The organism is Streptomyces sp. MJM8645 (assembly GCF_001625365.1).
Taxonomy (GTDB): Bacteria; Actinomycetota; Actinomycetes; order Streptomycetales; family Streptomycetaceae; genus Kitasatospora.
Map to the genome: position 1 here is coordinate 482,702 of NZ_LJJF01000001.1, position 24,626 is coordinate 507,327.

General features: G+C 73.6%; 25 protein-coding genes. 11 read left to right on the forward strand and 14 right to left on the reverse strand.

The window, feature by feature from the left end:
- The first annotated feature begins 136 nt into the window (after positions 1 to 136).
- Both A6F73_RS01945 and A6F73_RS01950 read left to right on the forward strand, forming a co-directional pair.
- Complete coding sequence (locus tag A6F73_RS01945) at positions 137 to 1,246, forward strand: hypothetical protein (RefSeq protein WP_063346137.1); 1,110 nt, start codon at positions 137 to 139, stop codon at positions 1,244 to 1,246.
- A gap of 83 nt (positions 1,247 to 1,329) precedes the next feature.
- Positions 1,330 to 1,917 carry a hypothetical protein gene (locus A6F73_RS01950; protein ID WP_159398317.1) on the forward strand — a complete coding sequence of 196 codons (588 nt, stop codon included), beginning with the start codon at positions 1,330 to 1,332 and terminating at the stop codon, positions 1,915 to 1,917.
- Between the two features lie 78 nt (positions 1,918 to 1,995).
- On the opposite strand, the gene A6F73_RS01955 is transcribed toward A6F73_RS01950, so the two are convergent.
- The 6 genes from A6F73_RS01955 to A6F73_RS01980 form a co-directional block, all read right to left on the reverse strand.
- Positions 1,996 to 2,895: a Gfo/Idh/MocA family oxidoreductase gene (locus tag A6F73_RS01955; RefSeq protein WP_063346139.1), complete on the reverse strand. Its 900-nt coding sequence runs from the start codon at positions 2,893 to 2,895 to the stop codon at positions 1,996 to 1,998.
- A gap of 62 nt (positions 2,896 to 2,957) precedes the next feature.
- Positions 2,958 to 3,626 (reverse strand): O-methyltransferase, encoded by a 669-nt coding sequence (locus A6F73_RS01960; protein ID WP_063346140.1) that lies wholly within the window; start codon positions 3,624 to 3,626, stop codon positions 2,958 to 2,960.
- Positions 3,627 to 3,743: 117 nt separating this feature from the next.
- Complete coding sequence (locus A6F73_RS01965) at positions 3,744 to 4,409, reverse strand: DedA family protein (protein ID WP_063346141.1); 666 nt, start codon at positions 4,407 to 4,409, stop codon at positions 3,744 to 3,746.
- A gap of 202 nt (positions 4,410 to 4,611) precedes the next feature.
- Entirely contained in the window at positions 4,612 to 5,424 is an 813-nt protein-coding gene (locus A6F73_RS01970; RefSeq protein WP_063346142.1) for a class I SAM-dependent methyltransferase, read from the reverse strand.
- A gap of 170 nt (positions 5,425 to 5,594) precedes the next feature.
- Positions 5,595 to 6,389, reverse strand: a complete 795-nt coding sequence (locus tag A6F73_RS01975; RefSeq protein ID WP_063350869.1) for a fused MFS/spermidine synthase — start codon at positions 6,387 to 6,389, stop codon at positions 5,595 to 5,597.
- An 83-nt stretch (positions 6,390 to 6,472) separates the two neighbouring features.
- Positions 6,473 to 7,504 carry an alpha/beta hydrolase gene (locus A6F73_RS01980; RefSeq protein WP_079135354.1) on the reverse strand — a complete coding sequence of 344 codons (1,032 nt, stop codon included), beginning with the start codon at positions 7,502 to 7,504 and terminating at the stop codon, positions 6,473 to 6,475.
- Between the two features lie 247 nt (positions 7,505 to 7,751).
- On the opposite strand from A6F73_RS01980, the gene A6F73_RS01985 reads away from it, so the two are divergent.
- Positions 7,752 to 9,158 (forward strand): selenium-binding protein SBP56-related protein, encoded by a 1,407-nt coding sequence (locus tag A6F73_RS01985; protein WP_063346144.1) that lies wholly within the window; start codon positions 7,752 to 7,754, stop codon positions 9,156 to 9,158.
- A 43-nt stretch (positions 9,159 to 9,201) separates the two neighbouring features.
- Here A6F73_RS01985 and A6F73_RS01990 read toward each other — a convergent pair whose 3' ends face one another.
- Entirely contained in the window at positions 9,202 to 10,479 is a 1,278-nt protein-coding gene (locus A6F73_RS01990) for a globin domain-containing protein (protein ID WP_063346145.1), read from the reverse strand.
- Positions 10,480 to 10,619: 140 nt separating this feature from the next.
- Positions 10,620 to 11,507, reverse strand: coding sequence for a helix-turn-helix transcriptional regulator (locus tag A6F73_RS01995; RefSeq protein WP_063346146.1), 888 nt, complete (start codon positions 11,505 to 11,507; stop codon positions 10,620 to 10,622).
- Between the two features lie 158 nt (positions 11,508 to 11,665).
- Here A6F73_RS01995 and A6F73_RS02000 point away from each other — a divergent pair, with 158 nt between their 5' ends.
- Positions 11,666 to 12,760 (forward strand): NAD(P)-dependent alcohol dehydrogenase, encoded by a 1,095-nt coding sequence (locus tag A6F73_RS02000; protein WP_063346147.1) that lies wholly within the window; start codon positions 11,666 to 11,668, stop codon positions 12,758 to 12,760.
- A gap of 112 nt (positions 12,761 to 12,872) precedes the next feature.
- Here A6F73_RS02000 and A6F73_RS02005 read toward each other — a convergent pair whose 3' ends face one another.
- From A6F73_RS02005 to A6F73_RS02015, 3 genes are all read right to left on the reverse strand, one after another.
- On the reverse strand, positions 12,873 to 13,403 hold the full coding sequence (locus tag A6F73_RS02005) for a DUF6114 domain-containing protein (protein WP_244293257.1): 531 nt from the start codon (positions 13,401 to 13,403) through the stop codon (positions 12,873 to 12,875).
- A 2-nt stretch (positions 13,404 to 13,405) separates the two neighbouring features.
- Positions 13,406 to 14,062 carry a DUF6230 family protein gene (locus A6F73_RS02010; RefSeq protein ID WP_063346148.1) on the reverse strand — a complete coding sequence of 219 codons (657 nt, stop codon included), beginning with the start codon at positions 14,060 to 14,062 and terminating at the stop codon, positions 13,406 to 13,408.
- 142 nt (positions 14,063 to 14,204) lie between these two features.
- The gene (locus tag A6F73_RS02015) at positions 14,205 to 14,957 is read right to left on the reverse strand and encodes a TetR/AcrR family transcriptional regulator (protein ID WP_063346149.1); all 753 of its coding nucleotides are present in this window, start codon (positions 14,955 to 14,957) and stop codon (positions 14,205 to 14,207) included.
- A 387-nt stretch (positions 14,958 to 15,344) separates the two neighbouring features.
- Here A6F73_RS02015 and A6F73_RS02020 point away from each other — a divergent pair, with 387 nt between their 5' ends.
- From A6F73_RS02020 to A6F73_RS02030, 3 genes are all read left to right on the forward strand, one after another.
- Positions 15,345 to 16,016, forward strand: coding sequence for a hypothetical protein (locus A6F73_RS02020; protein WP_063346150.1), 672 nt, complete (start codon positions 15,345 to 15,347; stop codon positions 16,014 to 16,016).
- 263 nt (positions 16,017 to 16,279) lie between these two features.
- A complete protein-coding gene (locus A6F73_RS02025; RefSeq protein ID WP_063346151.1) occupies positions 16,280 to 17,152 on the forward strand; it encodes a MoxR family ATPase in 873 nt (290 codons plus the stop codon).
- Entirely contained in the window at positions 17,149 to 18,579 is a 1,431-nt protein-coding gene (locus tag A6F73_RS02030; protein WP_063346152.1) for a VWA domain-containing protein, read from the forward strand. Before A6F73_RS02025 ends, A6F73_RS02030 begins: the two co-directional genes overlap by 4 nt.
- Before the next feature lie 41 nt (positions 18,580 to 18,620).
- Here A6F73_RS02030 and A6F73_RS02035 read toward each other — a convergent pair whose 3' ends face one another.
- Both A6F73_RS02035 and A6F73_RS02040 read right to left on the reverse strand, forming a co-directional pair.
- Entirely contained in the window at positions 18,621 to 19,346 is a 726-nt protein-coding gene (locus A6F73_RS02035) for a DUF4328 domain-containing protein (protein ID WP_063346153.1), read from the reverse strand.
- 425 nt (positions 19,347 to 19,771) lie between these two features.
- Positions 19,772 to 20,674 (reverse strand): MBL fold metallo-hydrolase, encoded by a 903-nt coding sequence (locus A6F73_RS02040; RefSeq protein ID WP_063346154.1) that lies wholly within the window; start codon positions 20,672 to 20,674, stop codon positions 19,772 to 19,774.
- Between the two features lie 129 nt (positions 20,675 to 20,803).
- Here A6F73_RS02040 and A6F73_RS02045 point away from each other — a divergent pair, with 129 nt between their 5' ends.
- The 4 genes from A6F73_RS02045 (at position 20,804) to A6F73_RS02060 (ending at position 23,471) form a co-directional block, all read left to right on the forward strand.
- Complete coding sequence (locus tag A6F73_RS02045; protein ID WP_063346155.1) at positions 20,804 to 21,061, forward strand: hypothetical protein; 258 nt, start codon at positions 20,804 to 20,806, stop codon at positions 21,059 to 21,061.
- Positions 21,048 to 22,439 carry an amidase gene (locus A6F73_RS02050; protein WP_063346156.1) on the forward strand — a complete coding sequence of 464 codons (1,392 nt, stop codon included), beginning with the start codon at positions 21,048 to 21,050 and terminating at the stop codon, positions 22,437 to 22,439. Before A6F73_RS02045 ends, A6F73_RS02050 begins: the two co-directional genes overlap by 14 nt.
- Before the next feature lie 112 nt (positions 22,440 to 22,551).
- The gene (locus tag A6F73_RS02055) at positions 22,552 to 23,133 is read left to right on the forward strand and encodes a TetR/AcrR family transcriptional regulator (protein WP_063346157.1); all 582 of its coding nucleotides are present in this window, start codon (positions 22,552 to 22,554) and stop codon (positions 23,131 to 23,133) included.
- Between the two features lie 137 nt (positions 23,134 to 23,270).
- Positions 23,271 to 23,471 carry a hypothetical protein gene (locus A6F73_RS02060; protein ID WP_063346158.1) on the forward strand — a complete coding sequence of 67 codons (201 nt, stop codon included), beginning with the start codon at positions 23,271 to 23,273 and terminating at the stop codon, positions 23,469 to 23,471.
- Positions 23,472 to 23,534: 63 nt separating this feature from the next.
- Here the strand turns inward: A6F73_RS02060 and A6F73_RS02065 are convergent, their stop codons facing one another.
- A complete protein-coding gene (locus A6F73_RS02065; protein WP_063346159.1) occupies positions 23,535 to 24,503 on the reverse strand; it encodes an alpha/beta hydrolase in 969 nt (322 codons plus the stop codon).
- Positions 24,504 to 24,626 lie beyond the last annotated feature (123 nt).

Sequence of the window (24,626 nt, forward strand, 5' to 3'; positions counted from 1 at the left end):
CGTCTGCGCCGACCCGGCCACAGCGCCCCTCGGATATGGCCCGATCAAAGACCCGGCCGGCACCGGACCCGGCCACCGGACCACCGGGCGCCCGCCCCGTGCCGCAGCCGCTCCGCCGGACCGCCACAATGGCGCCATGAGGATGATCCACACCCTGGCCGGCGCCCTGCTGCTCCTGCTCATCGTCGGCAGCATCCTGCGCACGCTGGTCGTCCCGCGCGGGCTGTACTCGGCGCTGGTCAGCCGGCTCTGGCGGGTGCTGCGGACCGTGCTCCGGCTCTACGCGACGCCGTTCCGCAGCTACTACGCGCAGGACCGGGCGCTGACCTGGCTGGCGCCGCTGATCCTGCTCGGCATGCTCGGGGTGTGGCTCAGCGGCATGCTGCTCGCCTACACCCTGCTGCTGCACGGCACGTCCGACCTCAGCTGGTCGGTGGCCATCCGGGAGTCCGGATCCAGCCTCTTCACCCTCGGCTACGCCAGCGGCGAGCGCCTGCAACTGTCGGCGATCGACTTCATGGCCGCCGCCAGCGGGCCGCTGGTGATCGCCCTTCAGATCGCCTACCTGCCCACCCTCTACGCCGCCTACCAGCGGCGGGAGACCGAGGTGACCCTGCTCCAGTCCCGGGCCGGCGAGCCCGCCTGGGGCCCGGAACTGCTCGCCCGGCAGTCCCTCGTCGACACCGAGACCGCCCTCCCCCAGCTCTACCGGGACTGGGAGCGGCTCGCCGCCGACATCGGCGAGAGCCACTCCAACTACCCGGTGCTGCTGTCCTTCCGCTCCCCGCAGCCGAACCGCAGCTGGGTGGTCGGCCTGATCGCGGTGCTCGACGCGGCCGCCCTCCACCTGGCACTCTGCCCGCGCTCGGCCCCGCCCGAGGCCCGCCTGGTGCTGCGCGCGGGCTTCACCGCGCTGCGCGACATCGGCCGCTCCGTGCGGATCGACTTCGACCCGGACCCGGACCCGGACGTCCCGATCCGCCTGACCTACACCGAGTACATCGGCGCCGTCGCCATGATCACGTCCGCCGGCTTCCCCCGCGAGCGCCCGGTCGACGAGGCCTGGCAGCACTTCCACGGCTGGCGCGTCAACTACGAGGCGCTGGCCTACGAACTCGCCCGCCGCGGCGACGCCGTCCCCGCCCTGTGGACCGGCCCGCGCGACTTCCACGCCCCCGTCATCCCCCCGGCCCGCCCCACCGACCGCCGCCCGGGCCCGACCAACCCCACCCTCCCCGCAGCCTGACCCCACGACCGCGTTGGCAGAAGCGCCACCAGGACGGAGTTCCCCGAGTGACACCATCGCGACTACCCGCGTGGTCGGCCGCCGTGCTGATGGCGGCCGGGTTGCTGTGTGGCTGCGGTAGCAGCACGTCGGCCGGTGGCGGCCCCGCCGGTCCCGGGGCCGTGGTCTCCTCGCCGTCGCAGCAGGTGGACGCGCTCTCGCTCGCCGCGCTGCAGGACTTGGCGTCGGCGCTCGGAGAGCAGGGGCGCGGCGGGTTCAAGGACACCTTCGGCGCGCTGAAGCTGGACCCGGCGGCAGGCCGGGTCGTGCTGTTCGCGACGGACGAGCCGCGGGCGCGGGCGCTCGTCGCGGCCGCCGCCCAGGCGCATCCCGGCGTCGAGACAGGACGCGCCGAGATCCGGCACGCCTCCTACGCGCGGGCGACCGTCGATCCCGCCCTCAAGAGGATCGGCGACGCGGCACAAGCCGATTCGCTGCCGTTCCCGGTCTATACGGCGGCCCTGCGGCCGGACGCGTCGGGGATCACGGTCACCACGTCGCATGAAGGCGCAGCGTCGTCAGCGCTCAAGAAGGCCGTGGCCGAACTCGCGGGCGCCGTCCCGGTCTCGTACGAGGAGGGCAAACCGGTCCGCAACCTGGACGCCACCGCTCAGGTGATGCCTCCGCCGTGAGCGGGCCCTGACGCGTCGCGTCATGACACGGGCGGGCTCGCTGCGATGGTCCGCAGCGAGCCCGCCCAGGTGTCACGTCTACACCGCGACCGGTGCGCCCGTGGCCAGGGAGCGTTCGGCGCCGGCCAGGATTTCGACCACGCGCAGGCCGAACTCCGCGCCGCAGGGGTGCGGTTGGCCGGTGGCAGCCGAGGCCTGGAGGGCGTCCAGGGCGCGGTGCAGGGCGGCGGCCGGGCCCTCGCCGCGCTCGGGCAGGTGGGCGATGCCGTGCTCACCGCGCAGTTCCAGGCCGACGCCGCCGGCGCCGACCGGCGCGGTCAGACTCAGTGCCAGGGTGCTGGAGGCGCCGTCGGCGTGCCGCAGCACCAGGTGGACGGTGTCCAGCGGGCCGGCCACCGCCGTGACCTGCGTCGCGTCGCCGAGCACCGGCAGCAGCACCGACAGCGAGTGCGGGCCGACGTCCCACAGCGCGCCCTTCTCCTCGCGCCACGGCGAGGCCGCGTACGGGCTGGTGCTGCCGGGGGCGAACACCGAGCCGAGCCAGTCCGAGCGGCCGGTGAACCAGCCGCCCAGGCCCGCCTGTTGCTCGATCCACGGGATCTGCTCCCCGCCGAAGCGGACGGTGAAGAAGACCACGGAGGCGACCTCGTGGGCCCGGACGGCCTCGGCCACGGCCTGCGCGTCCGGCACGGTCAGCGCGACCGGCTTGTCCAGCAGCAGGTGGCAGCCCGCCTCGGCGGCCCGTACCGCGAGGCCCGCCTGCACGGTCGGCGGCAGCGCGATCGAGACGGCGTCCACCTCGGCGAGCAGCTGGTCGAGGTCCGCGTAGCCGGGGACGCCGTACGCCCCGCCGAGGGCCGTGGCCGCCTCCGGCCGGCGGGCCCAGACGCCGGTGAACTCCAGCCCGGGGTGCTCGGCGAGGACGGGTGCGTGCACCCGCTCCGCCCAGGGGCCGGCGCCCAGCAGTCCGATCCGCACGATGTCTCCGTTTCTCCGTGGTGCGTAAAAGTGGTGCGTAAAAGTGGTGCGTGAAAAAAGGTTCAGCTCTGCACGCGGGCCAGCGTGAAGCCGTCGTAGCCCTTGCTGCCGACCGTCTGCACCGAGGTCGCGGTGACCCTCGGCTCGGCGGCGATCAGGTCGTGCAGGGCCCGGGTGCCGACCACCGCCGGGTTGGTGCTGTCCGCGTCGGCGACGGCGCCGCCGCGCACCACGTTGTCGACGATGATCAGCGAGCCGGGCCTGGTCAGCTGGAGCGCCCGCCGGAAGTACTCGGGGTTGCTGGGCTTGTCCGCGTCGATGAAGACCAGGTCGAAGGGCTCAACGCCCTGCTCCACCAGCGCGGCCAGCGAGTCGGCGGCCCGGCCGAGCCGCACCTCGGCGACCTTCTCCAGCCCTGCGCGCGCAATGTTCCCCTGGGCGACCTCGGCGTGCTTCGGGTCGATCTCCAGGGTGATCAGGGTGCCGTCCGCGGGCAGCGCCCGGGCGAGCCAGATCGCGCTGTACCCGCCGAGCGTGCCGACCTCCAGGATCCGCCGCGCGCCCTGGGTCAGCGCCAGCAGGTGCAGCAGCTTGCCCTGGTTGGGGGCGACGGCGATCTCCGGCAGCCCGGCCGCGTCGGCGGCGGCGGCCGCGGCCTCCAGCGCCGGGTCGTGCCCCACCAGCTGCTCGGAGAAGTACGCGTCCACGGCATCCCACGTCGACTGGGTCATCGGGCCCTCCAGTTGTGCATGATCGGCAGGTACCCGCCGATGCTACTCCGAAGGCCCGACAGCCCCTCCGTGCTCAGTGCAGACGCCTCGTCACTGCGCTTACTGCGCTTACTGCGCTTATTCCGCGACGGGCGCCTTGGGGGCGGTCGCTGCGGCGGCCGCCTCCTCCGCCTCGATCTTGGCGTGGGTCTTGGCGGCCCGGCGCTTCATGAACCAGGCCGAGGCGCCGCCGACCAGCACCGCCGCGGCCAGGCCGGCCCAGGAGAAGCGGGACAGCCAGGGCTCGATGCTCTTGCCGACCTTGTAGACCAGCAGGGTCGTGCCGCCGGCCCAGACGATGCCGCCGAGCACGTTGGCGATCAGGAACTTCCAGTACGGCATCTTCAGCGCGCCGGCGAGCGGCCCGGCGAAGATGCGCAGCAGGGCGATGAAGCGGCCGAAGAAGACCGCCCACATTCCCCACTTCTGGAAGGAGCGCTCGGCGGTGGCCAGGTGGGACGGTCCGAAGTGCTTGGGGAACTTCCGTCCGAGCTTCTCGAACAGCGGCTTGCCGCCCTTGCGGCCGATCGAGTAGCCGATCGAGTCGCCGATGATCGCCCCGAGGATGGCGACCACCGCGATCCATTCCGGGCTCACCACACCCTTGACCGCCATCAGGGTGGCCGTGACCAGGGCGATCTCGCCGGGCAGCGGGATGCCCAGCGACTCCAGGCCGATGATCAGGCCGACCAGGGCGTACACCGCGGTCGGTGGGACGCTCTCGATCCAGGCGTCGATGTGCAAGGCCAGTACCTCCGTGGCAGGTCGGAACCGGCGCGGCCCTCAGCGGTGCCGCACGCCGATTCCGGCAGTTGTCCGATGGCGGCAACGCGGCCGCTTCCCCATAAGGGCAGCCTAACGTGCCGGGCGGCCTGTCCCCCCGGCCGATCACCCGTGGTTACGACGTGCGGTGGTTCCTCATGGTTCCCGCTTGACCAGCCGTTCTTCAAGATCCGGCAAAGCGAAGTGCGACCACGGACGGCCGCGCGTTCACCCGGCGCACGAGCGGCAGCAGGGCGCGGAGCAGGCCCCGCCCGCCCTCCGGGTAGACCTCGCGCACGTCGGTCACCGCCGGGTGCGCGCCGGCCAGCTTGCCGTGCTCGTCCGCGTCCATGCCGAACGGCATCGGCGGCGCCTGGTAGTGCCGGTTCCGCAGCTTGCCCTGGACGGAGCGGGCGCTGAACCAGCGCGGCACCGCGTCCAGCACCATCGACCCACCGGGGAACCGCTCGGCGCAGGCCGCGATCAGTGCCCGTACCTCCTCCGGCCGCAGGTACATCAGCAGGCCCTCGGCGCAGATCATCACTCCGCGTGCCGGATCCACCTCGTCCATCCAACCCGGGTCGGTGACCGGGCAGGCGAGGATCCGGCGCCGGTCGTCCGGCGGCAGCAGCCGCTCCCGCAGCGCGGCCGTCTCCGGCAGGTCCACCGCCAGCCAGTCCGCCCGGCCGTTGTCGACCCGCCACGATTGGGTCTCCAGGCCGTCCCCGAGGCCGACGACGGTGCCGCGCGGGCAGCGGGTCAGGAAGTCCGCCACCTCACGGTCGAAGCAGGCCGCCCGCAGCGCCTGCAACTGGCTGACCAGCGCGCCCTCCCCGAAGCGCTCCGCGAACGGGAAGTCGATCCGGTCGACCAGCTCGACCGCCTTCGGGTCCTCCAGCACCGTGTCCGGCCGACGCGCCTCCACCGCGCGGTGCCACAGCGTCCACAACGCCGTCTCCGGCACCTCCGCCAACTCCGGCCGCTCCCCGCCGCTCATCGCTCACTCCTTCGGACGTGCTCCGCGCTGGACCTGCTCCGCGCTGGACGTGTTGCGCGCTCGGCGTGCTCCACGATCGACGTGCTCGACGCTCGACGTGCTCCACGCTCCGGCCTGAACCCGCCGATTCTGACACCCCGGACGCGGGGACGCTCGGGCCGCCGCGCCGCTCAGCCGATGCTGAACGCTCCGTCCGGCGGGGGCGGGGAGTCGGTGGCGTCGGCGTCCGTGACCGGGGCGGTGCGGCCGACCATGGCGGCCAGGTCGGCGCCGTCGGTGAGGCGGGCCGGGAAGATGTCGCCGGCCAGCAGCCGGGTGAGCTCGGCGGCCGGGAGCGGGGCCGTCGAACCGGCGAGCAGGATGTTGCCGTACCGGCGGCCGCGCAGCACCGGGGCCTCGGCGACCAGGCAGGTGTACGGGAACACCGCGCCGACCGTCGCGGCCTGGGCCCGGGCGAAGGCCAGCGGCGGGCCGTCGGCCAGGTTCGCGGCGTAGCAGCCGCCGGGGCGCAGGGCGGCGGCGGCCAGCCGCAGGAACTCCACCGAGGTGAGGTGGGCGGGGGTGCGCGAGCCGTGGAAGACGTCCGCGATCACCAGGTCCCGGGTGCCGGGCGGGGTCTCGGCGAGGGCGGCGCGGGCGTCGCCGACGGTCGCGGTGATGTCCGCGCCGGGCCCCTGCCAGGGCAGGTGCTCGGCGACCAGGTCGAGCAGCGGCCCGTCCACCTCGACCACCCGCTGGCGCGAGCCGGGGCGGGTGGCGGCGAGGTAGCGGGGCAGGGTGAGCGCGCCGCCGCCCAGGTGCAGCACGTCCAGCGGCCGCCCGGCGGGGGCGAGGGCGTCGGCGAGGTGGCCGAGCCGCCGGGTGTACTCGAACTCCAGGTGGGTCGGGTCGGCGAGGTCGACGTAGGACTGCGGGGTGCCGTCCAGGGTGAGCAGCCAGCCGCCGTCCCGGTCGAGGTCCGGCATGAGCTTGGCGAAGCCGAGGTCGGTGTGGCGCCCGACCGGCACCGGCTCGTCCGCCGCCGCCTCGTGCGTCACCGACTCGTCCGTCACGCGCTCTCCCCCACGGTCTGAGCGTCCACGGCCTGAGCGTCCACGGCCTGGGCGTCCACCGACCGGACGTCCGCCGGCCGGACGTCGAGGTAGGCGGCGAGCCAGCGGTCGAGTTCGGCGAAGGCCCGGGTGCGGGCGGCCTCGCCCGAGAGCACCAGGTCGTGCATGCCGCCCTCGATCCGGACGATGGTGACGTGCCGGCCCAGTCGCGGGCCCTGGCCGGCGATGTCGTCGGCGCGCAGCACGGCGTCCGCGTGGTGCAGGGCGTTGTGCCACTTGGTGGTCGTGATCGACCTGGTCGACGCCATCAGCAGCACCGGCACGTCGATCCCGAGCCCGTGCCGCAGCTGCCGGTGGCCCTGGTGGATGGCGGACAGCCAACCCGCGTACAGCGGGAAGCCCTCGGGGCGCTTGAGGGTGAGGTCGAAGTCCCACTCGCCCTCGTGGTCCTTGTGCAGGCTGTGCGTGTAGTGCGGGTTGAGCGTCGACGGCAGCACGCGGGTGGGCGCCAGCCGTCCGATCGCGGTGACGGCCGGGCCGCCGACGGTCCGTACGGCGGGCGCGGCCGGCATCGACAGGAAGGGGCTGTTCAGGAACAGCCCCTCCACCAGGCCACGCCCCGAGCGCCGCCCCGCCCACAGTGCGCCGATCAGCCCGCCGGTGGAGTGCCCGTTCAGCAGCAGCCGCCGGTGCCCGTCCACCTCGCGGATGATCCGCACCGCCTCGTCGATCTCCTCGTCGTACTCGGCGAGGTCGCGCACGAAGTTCGGCGACTGGTGCGGGCGCAGGGAGCGGCCGTACTTGCGCAGGTCCAGGGCGTAGAAGGAGAAGCCGAGCGCGGCGAAGTGGTCGGCGAGGTTGGTCTGGAAGAAGTAGTCGTTGTACCCGTGGATGTACAGCACGGCCCGCTCCGCCCCCGGCACCAGCCGGCGCACCAGCGTCGCGCAGACCTCCCCCTCGGCGTCCGGCCGCAGCGTCAGCTCGGCCGTCTCGTAGGGGGCACCCAGGATGTCTTCCCGAAACTCCATCTGCGCCGCACCCGTCCTCATGCTCGACCTGCCGTCCGTCGCAGGTGTTCTTGATCCAGGACCCCGACAATACCGGCCGGTAGCCCGGCGCTGCCTGCCGGGCGCCGCTCTGCCGGGCATCGGTGTGCCCCGGTCGCCCGCGCCTCCTGATCGCTCCCCGTGCGCCTGCTGTGCGCCGGTGGTCATGTGGAACGCTACCCGGACAGATCCAACTCCGGTTGTCACGCAGGCGAGTTGAGGAGAACACATGCCGCAGGCCGGCCACACCGATCCGTCGCTGTACCGTTCGGCCGCCGAGGCGATCGCCGCGCCACCGGAGACGCTGGCGTACGTCGCCGGGTTCGACCGGGCTGGGGAGCGGCCGGACGCGCTGCTCACCGTGGACACCGATCCGGCGTCGGCGAGCTACGGGAAGGTCCTGAACTTCGCCGAACTGCCGACGCTGGGCGACGAGTTGCACCACTTCGGGTGGAACGCCTGCTCCAGCGCGCTGGCGCACGCCTGCCACGAGAACCCCGAGCGGCGCTACCTCCTCCTTCCGGGCCTGCGCTCCTCGCGGCTGCACGTGATGGACACCCGGCCCGACCCCGTCCGGCCGCGCCTCGTCAAGACCGTCGAGGCGGCGGAACTCGCCGCCAAGGCCGGCTACTCGCGCCCGCACACCCTGCACTGCGGGCCGGACGGGGTGTTCCTGTCCTGCCTGGGCAGCGGGGACGGGAACGACGGGCCCGGCGGGGTGGCGCTGCTGGACCACACCACCTTCGAGGTGCTGCGCGCCTGGGAGACGGAGCGCGGGCCGCAGCACTTCGCGTACGACGTCTGGTGGCACCTGGGGACGAACGTGGGGGTGACCAGCGAGTGGGGCACGCCCTGGATGGTGGAGGGCGGGGTCGTCCCGGAGCTGCTGCTGGGCCGCAAGTACGGGCACGCGCTGCACTTCTGGGAGCTGGACTCGGGGCGGCACCTGCAACGGATCGACCTCGGCGACCAGTACCAGATGGTGCTGGAGCTGCGCCCGGCGCACGATCCGCAGGCCGAGTGGGGCTTCGCCGGGGTGGTGACCAACGTCGAGGACCTGTCCGCCTCGGTCTGGCTCTGGTACCGGGAGGGCCCGGCGTTCACCGCGCGCAAGGTGATCGAGATCCCCGCCGAGCCCGCCAAGACGGAGGACCTGCCGCCCGCGCTGCAACCGTTCGGCGCGGTGCCGCCGCTGATCACGGACATCAACCTGTCGGTGGACGATCGCTGGCTGTACGTGTCCGCGTGGGGCACCGGCGAGCTGTTCCAGTACGACGTGTCGGACCCGTTCCACCCGCGGCTCGCCGACTCGGTGCGGCTGGGCGGGGTCGTCGCCCGCACCCCGCACCCGGCCGCGCCGGGGCGCCCGCTGAGCGGCGCCCCGCAGATGGTCGAGATCAGCCGGGACGGGCGCCGGCTCTACCTCACCAACTCCCTCTACGGCGCCTGGGACGACCAGTTCTACCCGGACGGCATCGAGCCGTGGATCGTCAAGCTGGACGCCGACACCGAGGCGGGCGGGCTGAGCGTCGACGAGCGCTTCTTCCCGCACGGCGCCGACTTCCGGGGCCTGCGGGTGCACCAGACCCACCTCGCGGGCGGCGACGCCTCCTCGGACTCCTACTGCTACCGGTAGGACGTCCACCGGCAGGACGTGCGACTACCGGCAGGCCGCACGGCTAACGGGCGAGCGCCTGGTCGTAGCGGACCTGGGCCAGGGGCAGCCCGGCGGCGAGCAGTTCGGAGCGGACGGAGGCGACCATGCCGGCCGGGCCGCTGACGCAGGCGAGGTGCTCGCGCCAGTCCCCGGCGCCCGCGACGGCGTCGGCGAGCCGGCCGGCGGTGACCGGTGTGAGCGCCAACCAGGGCTTGTGCAGGCCGAGTTCGGCGAGGGCGGACCAGTCGTAGAGGTCGCCGCGGTCCCGGGCGCCGACGAACAGGTGGACGCGGCGGCCGCGCGGGCGCTGGGCGGCCTGCTGCTCGACGATGGCCTTCATCGGGGCCAGGCCGGTGCCGCCGGCGACCAGCAGCAGGTCGCGGGTGTCGTCCTCGGGCAGCAGGCCGCCGCGCGGCGGGCCGAGGCGCAGCCGGTCGCCGACGGCGGTGCGTTCGACGAGGGCCGCGCTGACCCCGTCCGGCCCGGTGCGCCGGACGTGGAACTCCAACTCGTTGTCGGTGCGCGGCGCGCAGCCCATCGAGTACTGCCGCCAGGTGTGCGGGAGCGTCGGGTGCTCGACCGTGCCGTACTGTCCGGCCCGGTACGGGTAGGGCTCGCCGGTGCGCACGCGCAGGACGGCGAGGTCGGGGCGGCGGCGCTCGTGGCCGGTCACCACGGCGTGCCAGTACGGGGGTTCGGTGAGCGCGGAGTCGGCGCCGGCGGTCATCGCCGCGACGGCGAAGCGCAGCATCCGGACCCAGGCCGCTTCCATCTCCTCGGTCCACCGGGCGCCCGCCCGGTGCCGGATCGCCGCGCACAGGGCCTCCTCGAAGGCCTCGTAGTGGACCGGCCGGACGCCCAGTTTGCGGTGGTCGCGCCCGAGTTGGCGCAGGGTCGCGGCCAGTTCGGCCGGGTGGTGGAGGTGGTCCACCAGGTGGCGGAGGATCCGTTCCAGGTGGGCCTGCTGGAACTCCATCGAGGCGGGGAAGAGCGGGCGCAGGTAGGGGCGGCGGCGGAACATCACCGCGTAGAGGTGGTCGATCAGTTCGGAGAGCGGGTCGAGCAGGCCGAGGTCGCGCCGGATCAGCCGTTGGTCGGCGGCGCCGTCGTAGCCGTCGTAGCCGTCCGGTCCGCCGGTGCCGCCGTACTGGTCGGCACCGGAGCCGGCCGGGTCGGGCCCGAAGGGCGAGGCGGGGGTGAGGAGTTGGCGCCGGAGCCGCATCGCGTGGTGGCGGGCGATCAGCCGGTCGTACTCGGCGGTGGTGCCGCTGGTGGTGTTTCCGCTGGTGGTGGTGTCCATGACCCGCCCAGTCAATCGCCGCCCGGTTACCGGCGAGAAGGGCCGATGGCCCCGATCGGACCCGGGACCATCGACCCCTTGACGGAAGGGCCCGGCGGGAAGGCCCGGCCGGAGGGCCTGCCAGGAAGGCCCCCGCGGCGCTACCGGGCAGGATCGGCCTGGGTCGCCTCGACGGGCTCGGGGTGGAACTCGGTGGCCGCCCAACTGGCCAGCAGGCGCAGGGATTCGGCGGAGCTGGAGCCGGGCTCGGCATGGTAGGTGACGAGCACCTGGTCGACGTCCCCGGCCGGGCGCAGCGTCTCGTACTGGAGGTTGAGCCGGCCGACCACCGGGTGGTGCAGCCGCTTGGTGCCGTGGCCCTTGTCCTGGATGCTGTGGGCGGCCCAGAGGCGGCGGAAGTCGGCGCTCTTGAGGGAGAGTTCGCCGATCAACGAGGCGAGCCTGGGGTCGTCCGGATCCCGCCCGGCGTCCAGCCGCAGCATGCCGACGACGTCGGTGGCCTTGCCGTCCCAGTCCTCGTAGAGCTCGCGGGCCGACGGGTCGAGGAAGAGCTGCCAGGCCATGTTGCGCTGCTCGGGCGGCATCGCGGCGAAGTCGCCGAGCAGGGCGGTGCCGAGCCGGTTCCAGCCGATGATGTCCAGGCGCCGGCCGAGGACGTACGCGGGCACGCACTCCATCGCGTCCAGGAGCTGCTGGAGCGCGGGCCGGACCCGCTGCGGGCGGGCGGCGGCCCGGCCGGGGCGGCGGCGGGCGGGCTTGGTGAGCCGGCCGAGGTGCTCGCGCTCGGCGGGGCTGAGCCGCAGCACGCGGGCGATGGCGTCCAGGACGGCGGCGGAGACGCTCTCGCCGTGGCCCTGTTCGAGCCGGGTGTAGTAGGCGGTGCTGACTCCGGCGAGCAGGGCCAGCTCCTCGCGGCGCAGGCCGGGCACCCGCCGCCGGGTGGTGCTGTCCGGCAGGCCCACGTCCTCGGGCCGCAGCCGGGCGCGGCGGGATCGGAGGAACTCGCTGAGTTCGGTGCGCTGGTCCATGCCTGCAGTATGCGGGGGATCCGGGCGGCGGGGGCGGGGGCAAGGGTGATACTGCCGTGCGTACGTTCCGCGGTCGTACGTCCGGGGTCCCTACGCGTGGCGTACGTACGAAGAGCTCTGGTCTGGCTGGTCGCGCCGCACCGGCGCAGGCTGGAAGCATGACGAACTCGACGAACGCAACGACGACGAGCACCACCGAGGGCACCACCCGCACGGTCGCCGCCTACGCCGCGGCGCGGCCCGACTCCCCCCTGGAGAAGACCACCGTCACCCGCCGGGCGGTGGGCGAGCACGACATCGTGATCGACATCAAGTTCTGCGGCATCTGCCACTCCGACATCCACCAGGTCGGCGAGGACTGGGGCACCGGCATCTTCCCGATGGTCCCGGGCCACGAGATCGCCGGCGTGGTCACCGAGGTCGGCGCGGGTGTCACCCGCTGGCAGGCCGGCGACCGGGTCGGAGTCGGCTGCATCGTCGACTCCTGCCGGGAGTGCGACAACTGCCGGGCCGGCCTCCAGCAGTACTGCACCGGCCAGGGCGGCACCGTCTTCACCTACAACAGCGTCGGCCACGACGGCCTGCCGACCCACGGCGGCTACTCCTCGAAGCTGGTCGTCGACGAGGCGTACGCGCTGCGCATCCCCGACAACCTGCCGCTGGACGCCGCCGCGCCGCTGCTGTGCGCCGGCATCACGCTGTACTCGCCGCTCGCGCACTGGGGTGCCGGGCCGGGCAAGAAGGTCGCGATCGTGGGCCTCGGCGGGCTCGGCCACATGGGCGTGAAGCTCGCCCACGCCATGGGCGCGGAGGTCACCGTGCTCAGCCAGTCGCTGCGCAAGCGCGAGGACGGGCTGAAGCTCGGCGCCGACCACTACCGGGCCACCTCCGACCCGGCCACCTTCACCGAGCTCGCGGGCACCTTCGACCTGATCGTCAACACGGTCTCCGCCGACCTCGACCTGAGCGCCTACCTCGGCCTGCTGCGCACCGACGGCACCATGGTGCAGGTCGGCGCGCCGGAGAAGCCGGTCACGGTGAACGCGCACGCGCTGCTCTCCGGCCGCCGTTCGCTGGCCGGCTCGATGATCGGCGGGCTGCCGGCCACCCAGGAGATGCTGGACTTCTGCGGCGAGCACGGCATCACCGCGGAGATCGAGCTGATCCGCGCCGAGCAGATCAACGAGGCCTACCAGCGGGTGCTGGCCGGCGACGTCCGGTTCCGCTTCGTGATCGACGCCGCGACGATCTGACCGTGACCGTCACGGCCTGACCCGCCTGACCCTGCACTCCCCCGTGCCCCGACGCCCCGCCCCCTGGTGCTCTCCCATCACCAGGGGGCGGGCGCCGTCGGGGCGCCTCGGGCTAGACCCCGGCCGGGTCGGCCCCGGCCCCGGCCGTGCCCGCTCGGGACGACCGGCGTTCCTGGCGCCGGTCCTCCCGCCGTTGCCGCCCCCGGCGCAGCGGCTGATCGGGCAGCCAGCCGAAGGTGAGGCAGGCGCCCACCAGTCCGAGCAGCATCCCGATCACGAAGCCGCCCAGGTTGGAGGTGAGCCAGCTCGCCAGCGCGGCGAGCACGGCGAGGACGGAGTAGAACAGCCGCTGAGCCGGGTTGAACAGGATCAGCAGGCCGCACAGCACCATCACCGCCGGCACCAGGTAGCCCGCCAGCCCCTGCATCCCGATGTGCAGGACGACGGGCAGCGGGGCACGCAGGGTGAACAGGATCTCGGCGCCGCCGAACAGCACCAGCAGCCCGCCCCAGAACGGCCGTTGGCCCCGCCAGTCGCGTTTGACCGGTCGGGTGGTGGCGGGAGCGGGGGCGGGAGCCGTCCCCACGGCCCCCTCCGCGACGCCCTCGCCGGAACCGGCCGGCTCCGGTACGGACTCCGTCATGGTCAGCAGCCCTGAGAGCTGAAGCTCAGCCGCAGGTTGGGCAGTTTGAACCCGACGGCGGTGCTCGCGTAGTTGTGCTGCTTGAGGTGCGTCAGCACGACGGTGTCGGCCTGCTGCCCGAAGACGCCCGGGTTGCCCTTGCCCGCGTTGCCGGCCTTGGTGTACGTGCTGGCGTCGCCGCCGATCTCGATGTTGGTGAACTCCGCGTCACCGGACAGCATGTCGGAGTCGGTGGTGAGGTCGGTGGCGGCGACGGGGGTGCCGGCGTCGCCGGCGTGGATCACCAGGTTGACGCCGCCGAGGTCCACGCTCTGGCACAGGTTGGTGATCTCGGCCTTCTTGATCGCCGAGACCGCGACCAACACCTGACCGCCGGTGGAGCCCTGGTTGGGGCTGTCGGGGATCATCGAGTCCAGGCTGCCGAACTGGGCGAAGCCCTTGCCGTCGAGCTTGTCCGCGGTGATCGTGAACGGCATGCCGCTGATGGAGAACTGGGCGGCGAGTACGCCCTGGGCGGTGAGGGCCATCAGGACGGCGCCCGCGGCGACGGCCGGAACGGCCATCCAGGCGCTGCGCTTGAGCCGTACCCGCCCTCTCCTGCTGCCGGTCGGCGTCTCCGGGGTCTCGGCCGCGGCGGCGGCGTCCTCGGACATGGCCATGTGTGCTCCCTGTTGGGTGGGTGGGATGTGCAGGCACTGGCACGGTGCCCTGGCGCGGACAGCGTTCCACGGCCCGACCGGGCCACCCGCCCCTCGGCAGCGGGGCGGGCACGGTCAAGCCGCGCTTTGAGTAACTGGGAAGCTACTGCCCGGTAGTGGCCGGGTCAATACGGGTGCACGAAGGATCTTCACCGATCGGAAACCCGAGCCGGACGGCCGCCTGCGCCGGGCCGAGGAAGGGCGCGAGACAGAACATGCTCAACACCGGAAGGAGCTCCGGAAGTTGAACCGTCCGGCCGGAGTCGATCCGCCGGTAGAGCGCGCTGTAGACCCCGCCCACCACGGCATCCACCAGCTCCACCACCCGCACACCGACCGGCGGTTGGGGCACCTCGGCGAAGAACGCCCGGAACCGGGTGAGGAGTTGGTCCCGCTCACGGCGTCCGGCCGGTCCGACCGCCTCGATCTCGATCACCGCCATGGTCGCGAAAGCCGGTGTCCCCGCCAGCAGATGGAGCATCGCGCCGAGCGCCTGCCGGATCCCGGCGCACCAGTCGGACTCCGCCGCGAAGGCCGCCGCCATCCGCCGGAGCACCACTCCGGTACCGTGCCGGTGCGCGGCCAGGAAGGCGTCCTCCTTGCCGCTGAACAACTCATAGAAGACCGGCCTGGTCACCCCGGCCGCGCGGCAGATGTCGCTGACCGTGGCGTGCTGGTAGCCGCGCGCGGCCACCGTCTGGACCAGACCGTCGAGCAGCCGCTCGCGCTGGGTCGCGGCCACCACGCCCGGGGGCAGCCGGCTCGGGCCGCGCTTGATGGACCGGGCCGGGTCACGACCGGCCCGCGCGCCCGGCAGCAGGATCACGTCGGCACTTCGGAGGTGTTTCCGTTCCATCACCAACTCCTGTTACCTGTATTGACATTGACGCAACATCGGGTTTACAACACTGACAGGTTTCCAACCGGTGGGCGACCCTGTCACCACCGGACGACCTCCAGGGGCTCCGGCGGCCCCGGGCGAACAGCCCGGGCCACGGGACCACGAGCGGACGCAGGCCCGCGGCGGTGGCAGCCGCCGACGTGCACTCCTGCACTCGCAGCGCACGTCCGCACCTTCACACCGCTGTGCCGTACGAGCGGGCCCGTGGCGCCGGGCCCGCCGCACCACGGCCCCGCGAAGCCCCCGGTACGCCATGCCCACGCACCTCCCCCGCCGTGCACGCCACCACACCCGCACCGCGGGCCACCCCCACCCGTCTCCGCACGGAGAGAGGTCACCCTCATGCGCTTTCGCCGTACGCTCGGTACCGCCGCCCTCGCCGCCCTCGCCTTCACCTGCGCCGCCGTCGCACCCGCCCAGGCCGACGGCTCCGCGGTGCTGACCACCGGCAGCAGCAGCGGCCCGGACGTCGCCGTCGGCGACGTCCTCACCGCCAGCCTGGTCTCGGGCACCGCCGCCACCTTCTACAGCAGCGCCAGCGGCACGAGCGGCATCAGCTGCGCCAACTCGGCCTTCTCCGCCACCGTGACGGCCAACCCGGCCGCCCCCGGCAGCGCGGTCGAGCAGCTCAACACCCAGACCTTCGGCTCCTGCTCCTCCAACGTCCTCGGCGTCACCGGCGTCAAGAGCATCACCGTCAACAACCTGCCGTTCACCAACACCGTCGGCGACGGCCCCGGCAACCCGGTCGCCCTCACCCCCGGCGCGGCCGGCGCGATGAAGACCACGGTGGTGCTCAACACCATCCTCGGCAGCATCAACTGCGTCTACCAGACCACCACCGGGATCAACGGCACCACCTCGAACACCGGCAACACCATCGGCTTCTCCTCCCAGCCGTTCAACCTGGTCTCCGGCTCGGGCCTGTGCTTCTCGACCGGCTGGTTCAGCGCCACCTACGGCCCGGTCACCGACACCTCGGTGGCGGGCAGCCCGCTCATCTTCGTCAACTGACGACCCGAGGGGCACGCACCACCTGACGTCGAGTCAGACGTCGTCAACCGACGGCCGAGACCGGCGGGAACAGACGGGCGGTGTACGGCGGCCGTGGTCGCCGTACACCGCTCCGGCGCGCCCGCGCGCCCGCCAGGTGATCCGGCAGCACGCCACGACCCCGGCCCCGCGCCGCGCCACCCCGCCGAAGCCCCGAGACAGCGAAGTGACCGGCCGGTAGGGTGCTGCCGCACGGACAGGGCGGACAGGAACGGGGCGGGCAGATGAGCGGCGACGGCACGGGGTTCTTCGCATCGGTGGCGGACACCGCCGACCAGCTGGCCGCCACCGGCTACCTGGCCTCCACCGCCGTGGCCACCACCGTCTTCCTCGCCGACCGGCTCGGCAAGCCGCTGCTGGTCGAGGGCCCCGCCGGGGTCGGCAAGACCGAACTCGCCAAGGCGGTGGCCGCGATCGGCCGGGCCCGGCTGGTCCGGCTCCAGTGCTACGAGGGCATCGACGAGGCCCGCGCCCTCTACGAGTGGAACCACGCCAAGCAGCTGCTGCGGATCACCGCCGGCCGCGACGAGAGCTGGGACGAAGCCCGCACCGACATCTTCGGCGAGGAGTTCCTGCTCACCCGCCCGCTGCTCACCGCCATCCGCGGCGACGAGCCCACCGTGCTGCTGATCGACGAGATGGACAAGGCCGACGTCGAGGTGGAGGCGCTGCTGCTGGAGGTGCTCAGCGACTTCCAGGTCACGGTGCCCGAACTCGGCACCATCGCCGCGAGCCGCCGCCCCTTCGTGCTGCTCACCTCCAACGCCACCCGCGAACTGTCCGAGGCGCTGCGCCGACGCTGTCTCTTCCTCCACCTCGACTACCCGGACGCCGAGTTGGAGCGGCAGATCGTCCGGCTCAAGGTGCCCGGCCTGGACGACACGCTGGCCGCCTCGCTGGTCCGGGTGGTCGGCGCGCTGCGCGCGATGGACCTGCGCAAGGCGCCGTCCGTCGCCGAGACCATCGACTGGGCCCGCACCCTGCTGGCGCTCGGCGCGGACACCCTCGACGAGGCGGTCGTCCAAGAGACCCTCGGGGTGATCCTCAAGCACCAGGACGACATCCGGAAGGCCGCACGGAAGCTCACCGTCGCATGACCACCGCCCCACCGCCGGCCGACACCGCCGCCCGGCTCACCGGCCTGGTCCGCGCGCTGCGCGGGCACGGCCTGCGGATCGGCCCCGCCGAGACGGTCGACGCGGCCGCCGTCCTCGACGTCCTCGGGCTCGCCGACCGCGAGCAGATGCGGGCCGGCCTGGCCGCCGCGCTGCTGCGATCGGACACCCAACGGGCCGCCTTCGACGCCACGTTCGACCTGTTCTTCCCGCTCGGCGTCGGCACCCCCGAGGCCGTCCGCGCCGACCCGCCCGCACTCCCGGACGACCCCCGGCCGCCGCGCCCCGGCCGGCCCGACCCGCTGCGCGACGACCTGCGCGAGCGCCTCGCCGCAGCCCTGGCCGCCGACGACCGGGCCGCCCAGGCCCGGCTGGCCGGCGAGGTGGTGGAGGCCCTGGGCCGGTACGGCGCCGGAGCCACGCCGGCCTCGGACGGCTGGTCGGCCCACCAGGCGCTCGGCCGGCTCGCCCCCGAGACGCTGCTCGCCCGGATCCTCGCCGCCCTGCGCGAGCAGGCCACCGCCCCGGACCTGTCCGACCGCGTCCTCGCGGACGAGATCCGCCGCCGCATCCAGGACTTCCGCGCCCTGGTCGCCACCGAGGCCCGCCGCCGGGTCGCCGAACTGCGCGGCGCCGAGCGGATCGCCGAACGCGCCGTCGCACCCACCGCCGACCGGATCGACTTCCTCGCCGCCGGCCGCGACCAGCTCGCCGAACTGCGCCGCACCGTCCACCCGTTGGCCCGCAAGCTGGCCACCCGGCTGGCCGCCCGGCGCCGCCGCGCCGCACGCGGACAGATCGACCTGCGCCGCACCCTGCGCCGCTCGCTGTCCACCGGCGGGGTGCCGCTGCGCCCGGCCTACCGGCTGCGCCGCCCGGCCCGGCCGGAACTGGTGCTGCTGTGCGACGTCTCCGGCTCGGTGGCCGGATTCGCCGACTTCACCATGCTGCTGGTGCAGGCGATGAGCGAACAGTTCAGCAAGGTAAGGGTGTTCGCCTTCGTGAACCGCACCGCCGAGGTCACCGCCCTGCTGGCGCGCGGCGACGCCGACCCGGCCCGGCTCGCCGCCCGGATCCTCACCGAGGCCAAGGTGATGGGCCACCACGGCAACAGCGACTACGGCTCCGCCCTGGGCGAGTTCGCCGAACGGCACCTGGACGCGGTCGGCCCGCGCACCAGCGTGCTGATCCTCGGCGACGCCCGCACCAACCACCGCGACCCGAACCTGGACGCGCTGCGCCGGATCGCCGGCCGGGCCCGGCGGGTCCACTGGCTCAACCCCGAGCAGCCCGCCCTCTGGCCGACCGGCGACTCCGCCGCAGCCGCCTACGCGGGCGTCGTGGAGATGCACTCCTGCCGCAACGCCCGCCGCCTCGGCGAACTGATCGCCCGCCTGCTGCCGGTCTAGGGAGCTTCCGAGTCCGTTGCCGTGGCGGCCGAAGCCTGGGCCTACGCCTGAGCCTGAGCCTGAGCCTGGGCCTGCGCCTGCGCCTGCGCCCGGGCCTCCTCGGCCGCCACCTGCGCGGCCCTGGCGGCCAGCGGGTTGATGTCGGCCCGGCGCGCCGACTGCATGGCCGTCAGCCGCTGGACCACCACGATCGCCGCGACGGCCGCGACCAGGCGCAGCACCGAGCCGGCGGCCTCCACCCGAATGGTCTCGCGCAAGTCCCCCAGGCTGGCGAGCACCGTCACGTCCACGTACTTCATCTTCGAGTTGGCGATCCGGTTGACCACCAGCGCGCCGATCCAGGTGGACCACCACAGGACCAGGACCTTCTCCGACACCGCGCGACGCCGTCCCTCCGCGTCCAGCGGAGCGCTCGCCCGCCAGCAGTCCACCATCAGCTGCCAGGGGAACCAGAGCAGGACGACCGGGGTGACCCAGGCCCCGATGGTCCAGCCGCGTCCGAGGCGGTGCCCGTTCGGCAGCAGCAGGTCGGCATTCTGGCGGATGCGGTAGAACCAGATGATGAACAGCACGGCGGTGACCATCATCAGCGGAATGACGGCTTTGTCCAGCCCGTTCGCCAGGGAGTCCAGGGCATCGAATTCGTCAAGGCCGATGTCGCCCGAGCCGTCCACCAACCGGCCCAACAGGACATCGCCCCAGACGTCGGCCACGACCGCCGCCGCCGCCAACACCGCGTTCAACCCCAGCAGGACGTAGACCGCCACGGCAAGGCCGTTCGCCGGTCGGAGCGCCGCCGCCCAGCCCGGGGCCGCCTCCGCGCAGCCGAAGCAGCGTCGGCTCTCGGTCCCCGCGGGACGCGCCCCACACGCCACACACACCATCAGATCGTCAACTCCTGGAATCGCCGCGTGCTCGGACTCGCACGCCGGTGCCGCCAGCGCCCCGACCGGGGCGGGCGCGCCGACTCTAGGGGATCACCGACGTCTGCTGCCAGCAGGATTTCGCAGCTCAGAGGCGGTATCGCCAGATAAACGACAGATCGCGCGGGAATCGAGCCCCGGGGAACCGACTCCGGCTCACCACCCCCACCCCGCGCGCCCGTCCCGATCGAGACGGGTGTGCGGTCGACGGGCCCCGGGCGCAGGACCGGTGAAGGGGTGCGAGCGTCCTGGGGAGGTCGAACGCGGCGTCAGGCCGAGGGGACGGGCAGCAACCGGTAGGCGTCCCCGTCCGTGAGCACGCGGCCGGCGGTGGGCGGCGCGAAGTGGGTGCCGAGCAGGAGGGTGTCGGTGTCGGCGAGGGAGCCGAGGAGCTTGCGGCGCGAGGCCTCGGACTGCCGCGGGTCGATGTCGACGCAGGCGCCGATGGCGGGGTGGGCGAGCTGGACCGGGTGGTGGATGCAGTCACCGGTGATCAGCGCCGCCTCGCCCCGGCTGGTCAGTTCGACGGCGACGTGGCCGGGGGTGTGACCGGGGGTGGGGATCAGGCGCAGGCCCGGGGCGATCTCGACACCCTCGGCCGGGACGTCGACGAGGTCCAGCAACCCGGCCCGCTCGACCGGGATCACGGAGTCGAGGAACATCTGTCGGCGCGCCTCCTCCAGGTCGTACCCGGCCCAGAACTCCCGCTCGGCGCGGGAGGTGAGGTAGCGGGCGTGGGGGAAGGTGGGGACCCACTCGCCGTTCACCTCCCGGGTGTTCCAGCCGACGTGGTCGGCGTGCAGGTGGGTGAGGATCACCAGGTCGACGGAGTCCGGGGGGAAGCCGGCGGCGGTGAGGCGCTCCAGGTAGTCGGTCCGCAGGTGGCGCCAGGCCGGGTTGGCCCGCTCCTTGCCGTTGCCTATGCCGGTGTCGACGAGGACGCGCAGCCCGCCCACGGTGAACGCGAAGCTGTGGCTGTCGAGGTGCAGGACGCCCTCGTGGTCGGCGAAGTGGGGGTGCAGCCAGTCGTGGCCGGTCACCACCTCGGGGGTGGCCTCGGGCAGCAGCCAGGGCCCGGTCGCGGGTGGCAGGAGGGTCTCGTCGATGCGGTGGACGGTGACGCCGCCCACCGTCCAGACGGGGGCGGGGGCGTCGGACGTGGCGCTGGACATGGGGGCTCCTCCCGTAAACGCAATCCGTTTGCGTTAAGCCATCGTAGGACCTACAGTCTGGCTAACGCAAACGGTTAGCTTTTGCTGCGGGCGCCATCTCGCGCCAGCCCCGATCAGGAGAGAACGCCCATGTCCTCCGCCGAACGCCCCTCAGGCGAACCACCCACCACCGACCTCACGCCGCCCGAGGCCGCCCGCTGGGCCGCCCGGGCCGGGCTCCCCCTGCCCGCCGACCGCCACGACGCGGTCGCGGCCACCGCCAACCAGCTGCTCTCCGTCGTCGCGGTCCTGCGGGAGCTGGACTTCGGGGACACCCCGCCCGCGAGCGCCTACCGCGCGGAAAGCGCCCACGACACGGAAGAGGAGGAGCGCGATGCGGCCGTATGAGCTCTCCCTCGCCGCCGCCGCGGAGGAGATCCGGGCCCGGCGACTGTCCCCCGTCGAACTGGTGGACTCGGTCCTCGACCGCATCGAGCAGGTAGAACCGCACCTCGGCGCCTACGTCGCGGTCACCGCGGAGCGGGCGCGCCGGGCGGCCCGCGAGGCCGAGCAGGAAGCGGCGCGCGGCCTGCACCGGGGACCGCTGCACGGCGTGCCGATGGGGCTCAAGGACCTGATCGACGTCGCCGGGCTCGCCACCACGGCCAGTTCCCGGGTCCGCGCCGACCACCGCGCGCAGACCGACAGCACGGTCGCCGCCCGCCTGGCCGCGGCCGGCGCGATCCTGGTCGGCAAGACGCACACCCACGAGTTCGCGTACGGCCTGACCACCCCGCAGACCGGCAACGCCTGGGACCGCGAGCGGGTCGCCGGCGGCTCCAGCGGCGGATCCGCCGTCGCCGTCGCCGCGGGCGCCGCGACCTTCGCGCTGGGCACCGACACCGGCGGCTCGATCCGGGTGCCCGCCGCGCTCAACGGGGTCGTCGGCCTCAAGCCGACCTACGGCCTCGTCCCCCGCCACGGCGTCACGTCCCTGTCCTGGTCGCTGGACCACGTCGGCCCGATCGCCCGGACCGTCGAGGACACGGCCCTCGTCCTGGACGCCCTCGCCGGACACGACCCGCGCGACCCCGCCTCGCTGGCCGCCCCCGCCGTGGACCACCGGCCGGGCGCGGGCACGGACCTGGCGGGGCTGCGCGTCGGCGTGCCGCGCAGCTACTACTTCGACCACGTCGACGCGGAGGTGGAGGCCGCCGTCCGGCGCGCCATCGGGCACCTGGAGGCACTCGGCGCACGACTCGTCGACGTCGACATCCCGATGACCCGCTACCTCCAGGCGACCCTGTGGGGGCTGGTGGCACCGGAGGCCGCCGCCTACCACGAGCACTCCCTGCGGGCGGTGCCCGAGCTGTACCAGGCGGACGTCCGTGTCCTGCTGGAGGCCGGCGAGCTGATGACCGCCGGGGACTACCTGCGCGCCCAGCGCTCCCGGACGCTCATGCGGCGGGAGTGGGCCCGGATGCTGGAGGAGGTCGACGTGATCGCCGCCCCGACCGTCCCGGTCACCGCGGTACGGGCCGACCAGGAGACCGTCACCTGGCCCGACGGCACGGTCGAGGGCGTCCCCGACGCCTATGTGCGGCTGTCCGCCCCCGCCAACATCACCGGGGTGCCCGCCCTGTCCGTCCCGGTCGGCCGGGACGCGGCGGGCCTGCCGATCGGCATGCAGCTGCTCGGCCGGCCGCTCGGGGAGCGCACGCTGCTGCGGGTCGGCCACGCCTACGAGCGGACGCAGCCCGCGCGGGCGCTCGCGCCGGCGGTCTGAGAACAGCAGGCGGGCCGGGCCGAACGACGCCGGCCCGCCGCTCGGCTCCGAGGCGGGCACCCCGGCACCCCGGCACCCGTAAACGCAAGGATTGTGCTTTAAGGTGTTTATCATGAGTCGCAAACAGATGGTGCGCCCCGGCGGGCGCAGCGCCCGGGTCCAGGCATCGGTGCACACCGCTGTGCGTGAACTCCTCGCCGAGGTGGGCCGCGACGCGCTGACGGTGCCGCTGGTCGCGCAGCGCGCGGGCGTCACCCCGTCGACGGTCTACCGCCGCTGGGGCGACCTCCAGGAGCTGCTGTCCGACGTCGCGGTGGAGCGCCTGCGGCCCGACGCGGCACCGGAGGACCTCGGCGACCTGCGGTCCGACCTGACGGCCTGGGCCGAGCAGTTCCTCGACGAGATGGCCTCCCCCTCGGGCCGCGCCTACATCCGCGACGCCCTGCTCGGCGACCCGGACGGCGGCAACGCCGGCCAGTGCTCGGACTACGCGGCCGAACAGGTCGACGCCGTGCTGAGCCGGGCGGGCGGCCGCGGGGAGGACACCCCCGCCGTCGAGGCGGTCATGGACGGCGTCGTCGCCCCCCTGATGTACCGCATCCTCTTCCGCCCGGCCGGCCTCGATCCCGCGTACGCACGCCGACTCGTGGCCGAACTCCTCGACCCGTACGGGGCCGGTCCGTCGAGCGGATGACCGTTCGCCGGGCGGATGATCGTTCGCCGGGCGAGGACGGGCAGCTCAAGTCATGAACGGGCAGCTCAAGTTATAAGCTGCTGCGGGACGTTCACGAGCCCGGCCGGTGGTCGGGACCTCGCCTGGGAGGAAGCGTCGTGGGGAAGAAGATCCCGGTCCGGACCGGATGCCAGAACTGTTCGCGGTGCACCGGCTCGATCGGCGGCAACGCGGCCCGCAAGACGGTGCGGGGTACCGGGGTGGCGCTCGGTGCGGTGGTCACCGTCGGCCTGAGCCTCCTCTTCATCCGGAGGTGCCGCGCCTGCGACCACCCCATGGGCAGCCACCACCACCACTGATCGCGCCGCCGGACCTCCGCCACCCGGCTCCGACCCGGCACCCGGGCCGGAACCGGGCGGGCGTCAGGCGTCCAGGTGCTTGAGGAAGTCGAGCAGCGCCTCGTTGACCTCCGCCGGGCGCTCCTGCTGCGTCCAGTGCCCCGTGTCCGGCAGCCGGACGTGACGGTGCAGCTTGGGCACCCGGCTCAGCAGGTGGGCCAGCACCGCCGGCGGGACGAGCGCGTTCACCATGTCCTGTTCGCCGGCCACGTACAGCGCCGGCACGTCGATCGTCACGCCGTCGAAGGCGGCCATCAGTTCGGCGTTGCGGTCAATGTTCCGGTACCAGTTGAGCCCGCCGGTGAAGGCGTGCTCGCCGTGCAGGGCGTAGTCGGCCGCGAGGGCGTCGATGTCCGCCTCGGTGAGCCAGGCCGGCAGCTGCGCCGGCTCCGGGATGCTGTCCAGCAGGGCCTTGCCCTCCGGGACGACCCACGGCTGCGGCTTCCCCTCGCGGAGCAGGCCACCGCCCAGGATGCGGCGGAAGCTGGACTTCACGTCGGCCGCCAGTTCGGCGTCGGCGCGGCCCGGCTCCTGGAAGTAGATCTGGTAGAAGCCCTCGCCGAAGTTCTCCCGGGACTCCCGCAGCGGCCGCGGCCCGCCGGCCAGCGGCGGCACGCTCAGCCCGGCGACCCCGCGCACCAGGTCCGGCCGCAGCGCGGCGGTGGCCCAGGCGACCGGCGCGCCCCAGTCGTGCCCGACCACGACGGCCCGCTCCTCGCCGAGCGCGCCGATCAGCGCCGTGACGTCGCCGACCAGGTGCAGCAGGGAGTACGCGTCCACCCGCTCGGGCTGCTCGCTGCGGGCGTAGCCGCGCTGGTCGGGGGCGACGACCCGGTAGCCGGCCGCAGCGAGCGGGGCGAACTGGTGGCGCCAGGAGTGCCAGCTCTCGGGGAAGCCGTGCAGCAGCAGGACCAGCGGGCCCTCGCCCTGTTCCGCGACGTGCAGACGGACGCCGTTCACCTCGACGTGGCTGTGCTTGATCGCGTCGTTCAAGTCCCGCTCCCGGTCCGGTGGAAGGGCCGGCGCATCCGCTTCGCCCCGGTCCTGCCCGGCACAACACCGCCGGGAGCGCGGGGTATTCCCGCCGGCCCCGGGGAAACGACCGAGGCCGCCCCG

Bases quoted from the DNA above. Each gene is read 5' to 3' on its own strand.
- A6F73_RS01945 (WP_063346137.1), top strand. From the start codon at position 137: ATGAGGATGATCCACACCCTGGCCGGCGCCCTGCTGCTCCTGCTCATC.
- A6F73_RS01960 (WP_063346140.1), bottom strand. From the start codon at position 3,626: ATGACCCAGTCGACGTGGGATGCCGTGGACGCGTACTTCTCCGAGCAG.
- A6F73_RS01970 (WP_063346142.1), bottom strand. From the start codon at position 5,424: ATGAGCGGCGGGGAGCGGCCGGAGTTGGCGGAGGTGCCGGAGACGGCG.
- A6F73_RS01975 (WP_063350869.1), bottom strand. From the start codon at position 6,389: ATGCCGGACCTCGACCGGGACGGCGGCTGGCTGCTCACCCTGGACGGC.
- A6F73_RS01980 (WP_079135354.1), bottom strand. From the start codon at position 7,504: ATGGAGTTTCGGGAAGACATCCTGGGTGCCCCCTACGAGACGGCCGAG.
- A6F73_RS01985 (WP_063346144.1), top strand. From the start codon at position 7,752: ATGCCGCAGGCCGGCCACACCGATCCGTCGCTGTACCGTTCGGCCGCC.
- A6F73_RS01990 (WP_063346145.1), bottom strand. From the start codon at position 10,479: ATGGACACCACCACCAGCGGAAACACCACCAGCGGCACCACCGCCGAG.
- A6F73_RS01995 (WP_063346146.1), bottom strand. From the start codon at position 11,507: ATGGACCAGCGCACCGAACTCAGCGAGTTCCTCCGATCCCGCCGCGCC.
- A6F73_RS02000 (WP_063346147.1), top strand. From the start codon at position 11,666: ATGACGAACTCGACGAACGCAACGACGACGAGCACCACCGAGGGCACC.
- A6F73_RS02005 (WP_244293257.1), bottom strand. From the start codon at position 13,403: ATGACGGAGTCCGTACCGGAGCCGGCCGGTTCCGGCGAGGGCGTCGCG.
- A6F73_RS02010 (WP_063346148.1), bottom strand. From the start codon at position 14,062: ATGGCCATGTCCGAGGACGCCGCCGCCGCGGCCGAGACCCCGGAGACG.
- A6F73_RS02015 (WP_063346149.1), bottom strand. From the start codon at position 14,957: ATGGAACGGAAACACCTCCGAAGTGCCGACGTGATCCTGCTGCCGGGC.
- A6F73_RS02020 (WP_063346150.1), top strand. From the start codon at position 15,345: ATGCGCTTTCGCCGTACGCTCGGTACCGCCGCCCTCGCCGCCCTCGCC.
- A6F73_RS02025 (WP_063346151.1), top strand. From the start codon at position 16,280: ATGAGCGGCGACGGCACGGGGTTCTTCGCATCGGTGGCGGACACCGCC.
- A6F73_RS02030 (WP_063346152.1), top strand. From the start codon at position 17,149: ATGACCACCGCCCCACCGCCGGCCGACACCGCCGCCCGGCTCACCGGC.
- A6F73_RS02040 (WP_063346154.1), bottom strand. From the start codon at position 20,674: ATGTCCAGCGCCACGTCCGACGCCCCCGCCCCCGTCTGGACGGTGGGC.
- A6F73_RS02045 (WP_063346155.1), top strand. From the start codon at position 20,804: ATGTCCTCCGCCGAACGCCCCTCAGGCGAACCACCCACCACCGACCTC.
- A6F73_RS02050 (WP_063346156.1), top strand. From the start codon at position 21,048: ATGCGGCCGTATGAGCTCTCCCTCGCCGCCGCCGCGGAGGAGATCCGG.
- A6F73_RS02055 (WP_063346157.1), top strand. From the start codon at position 22,552: ATGAGTCGCAAACAGATGGTGCGCCCCGGCGGGCGCAGCGCCCGGGTC.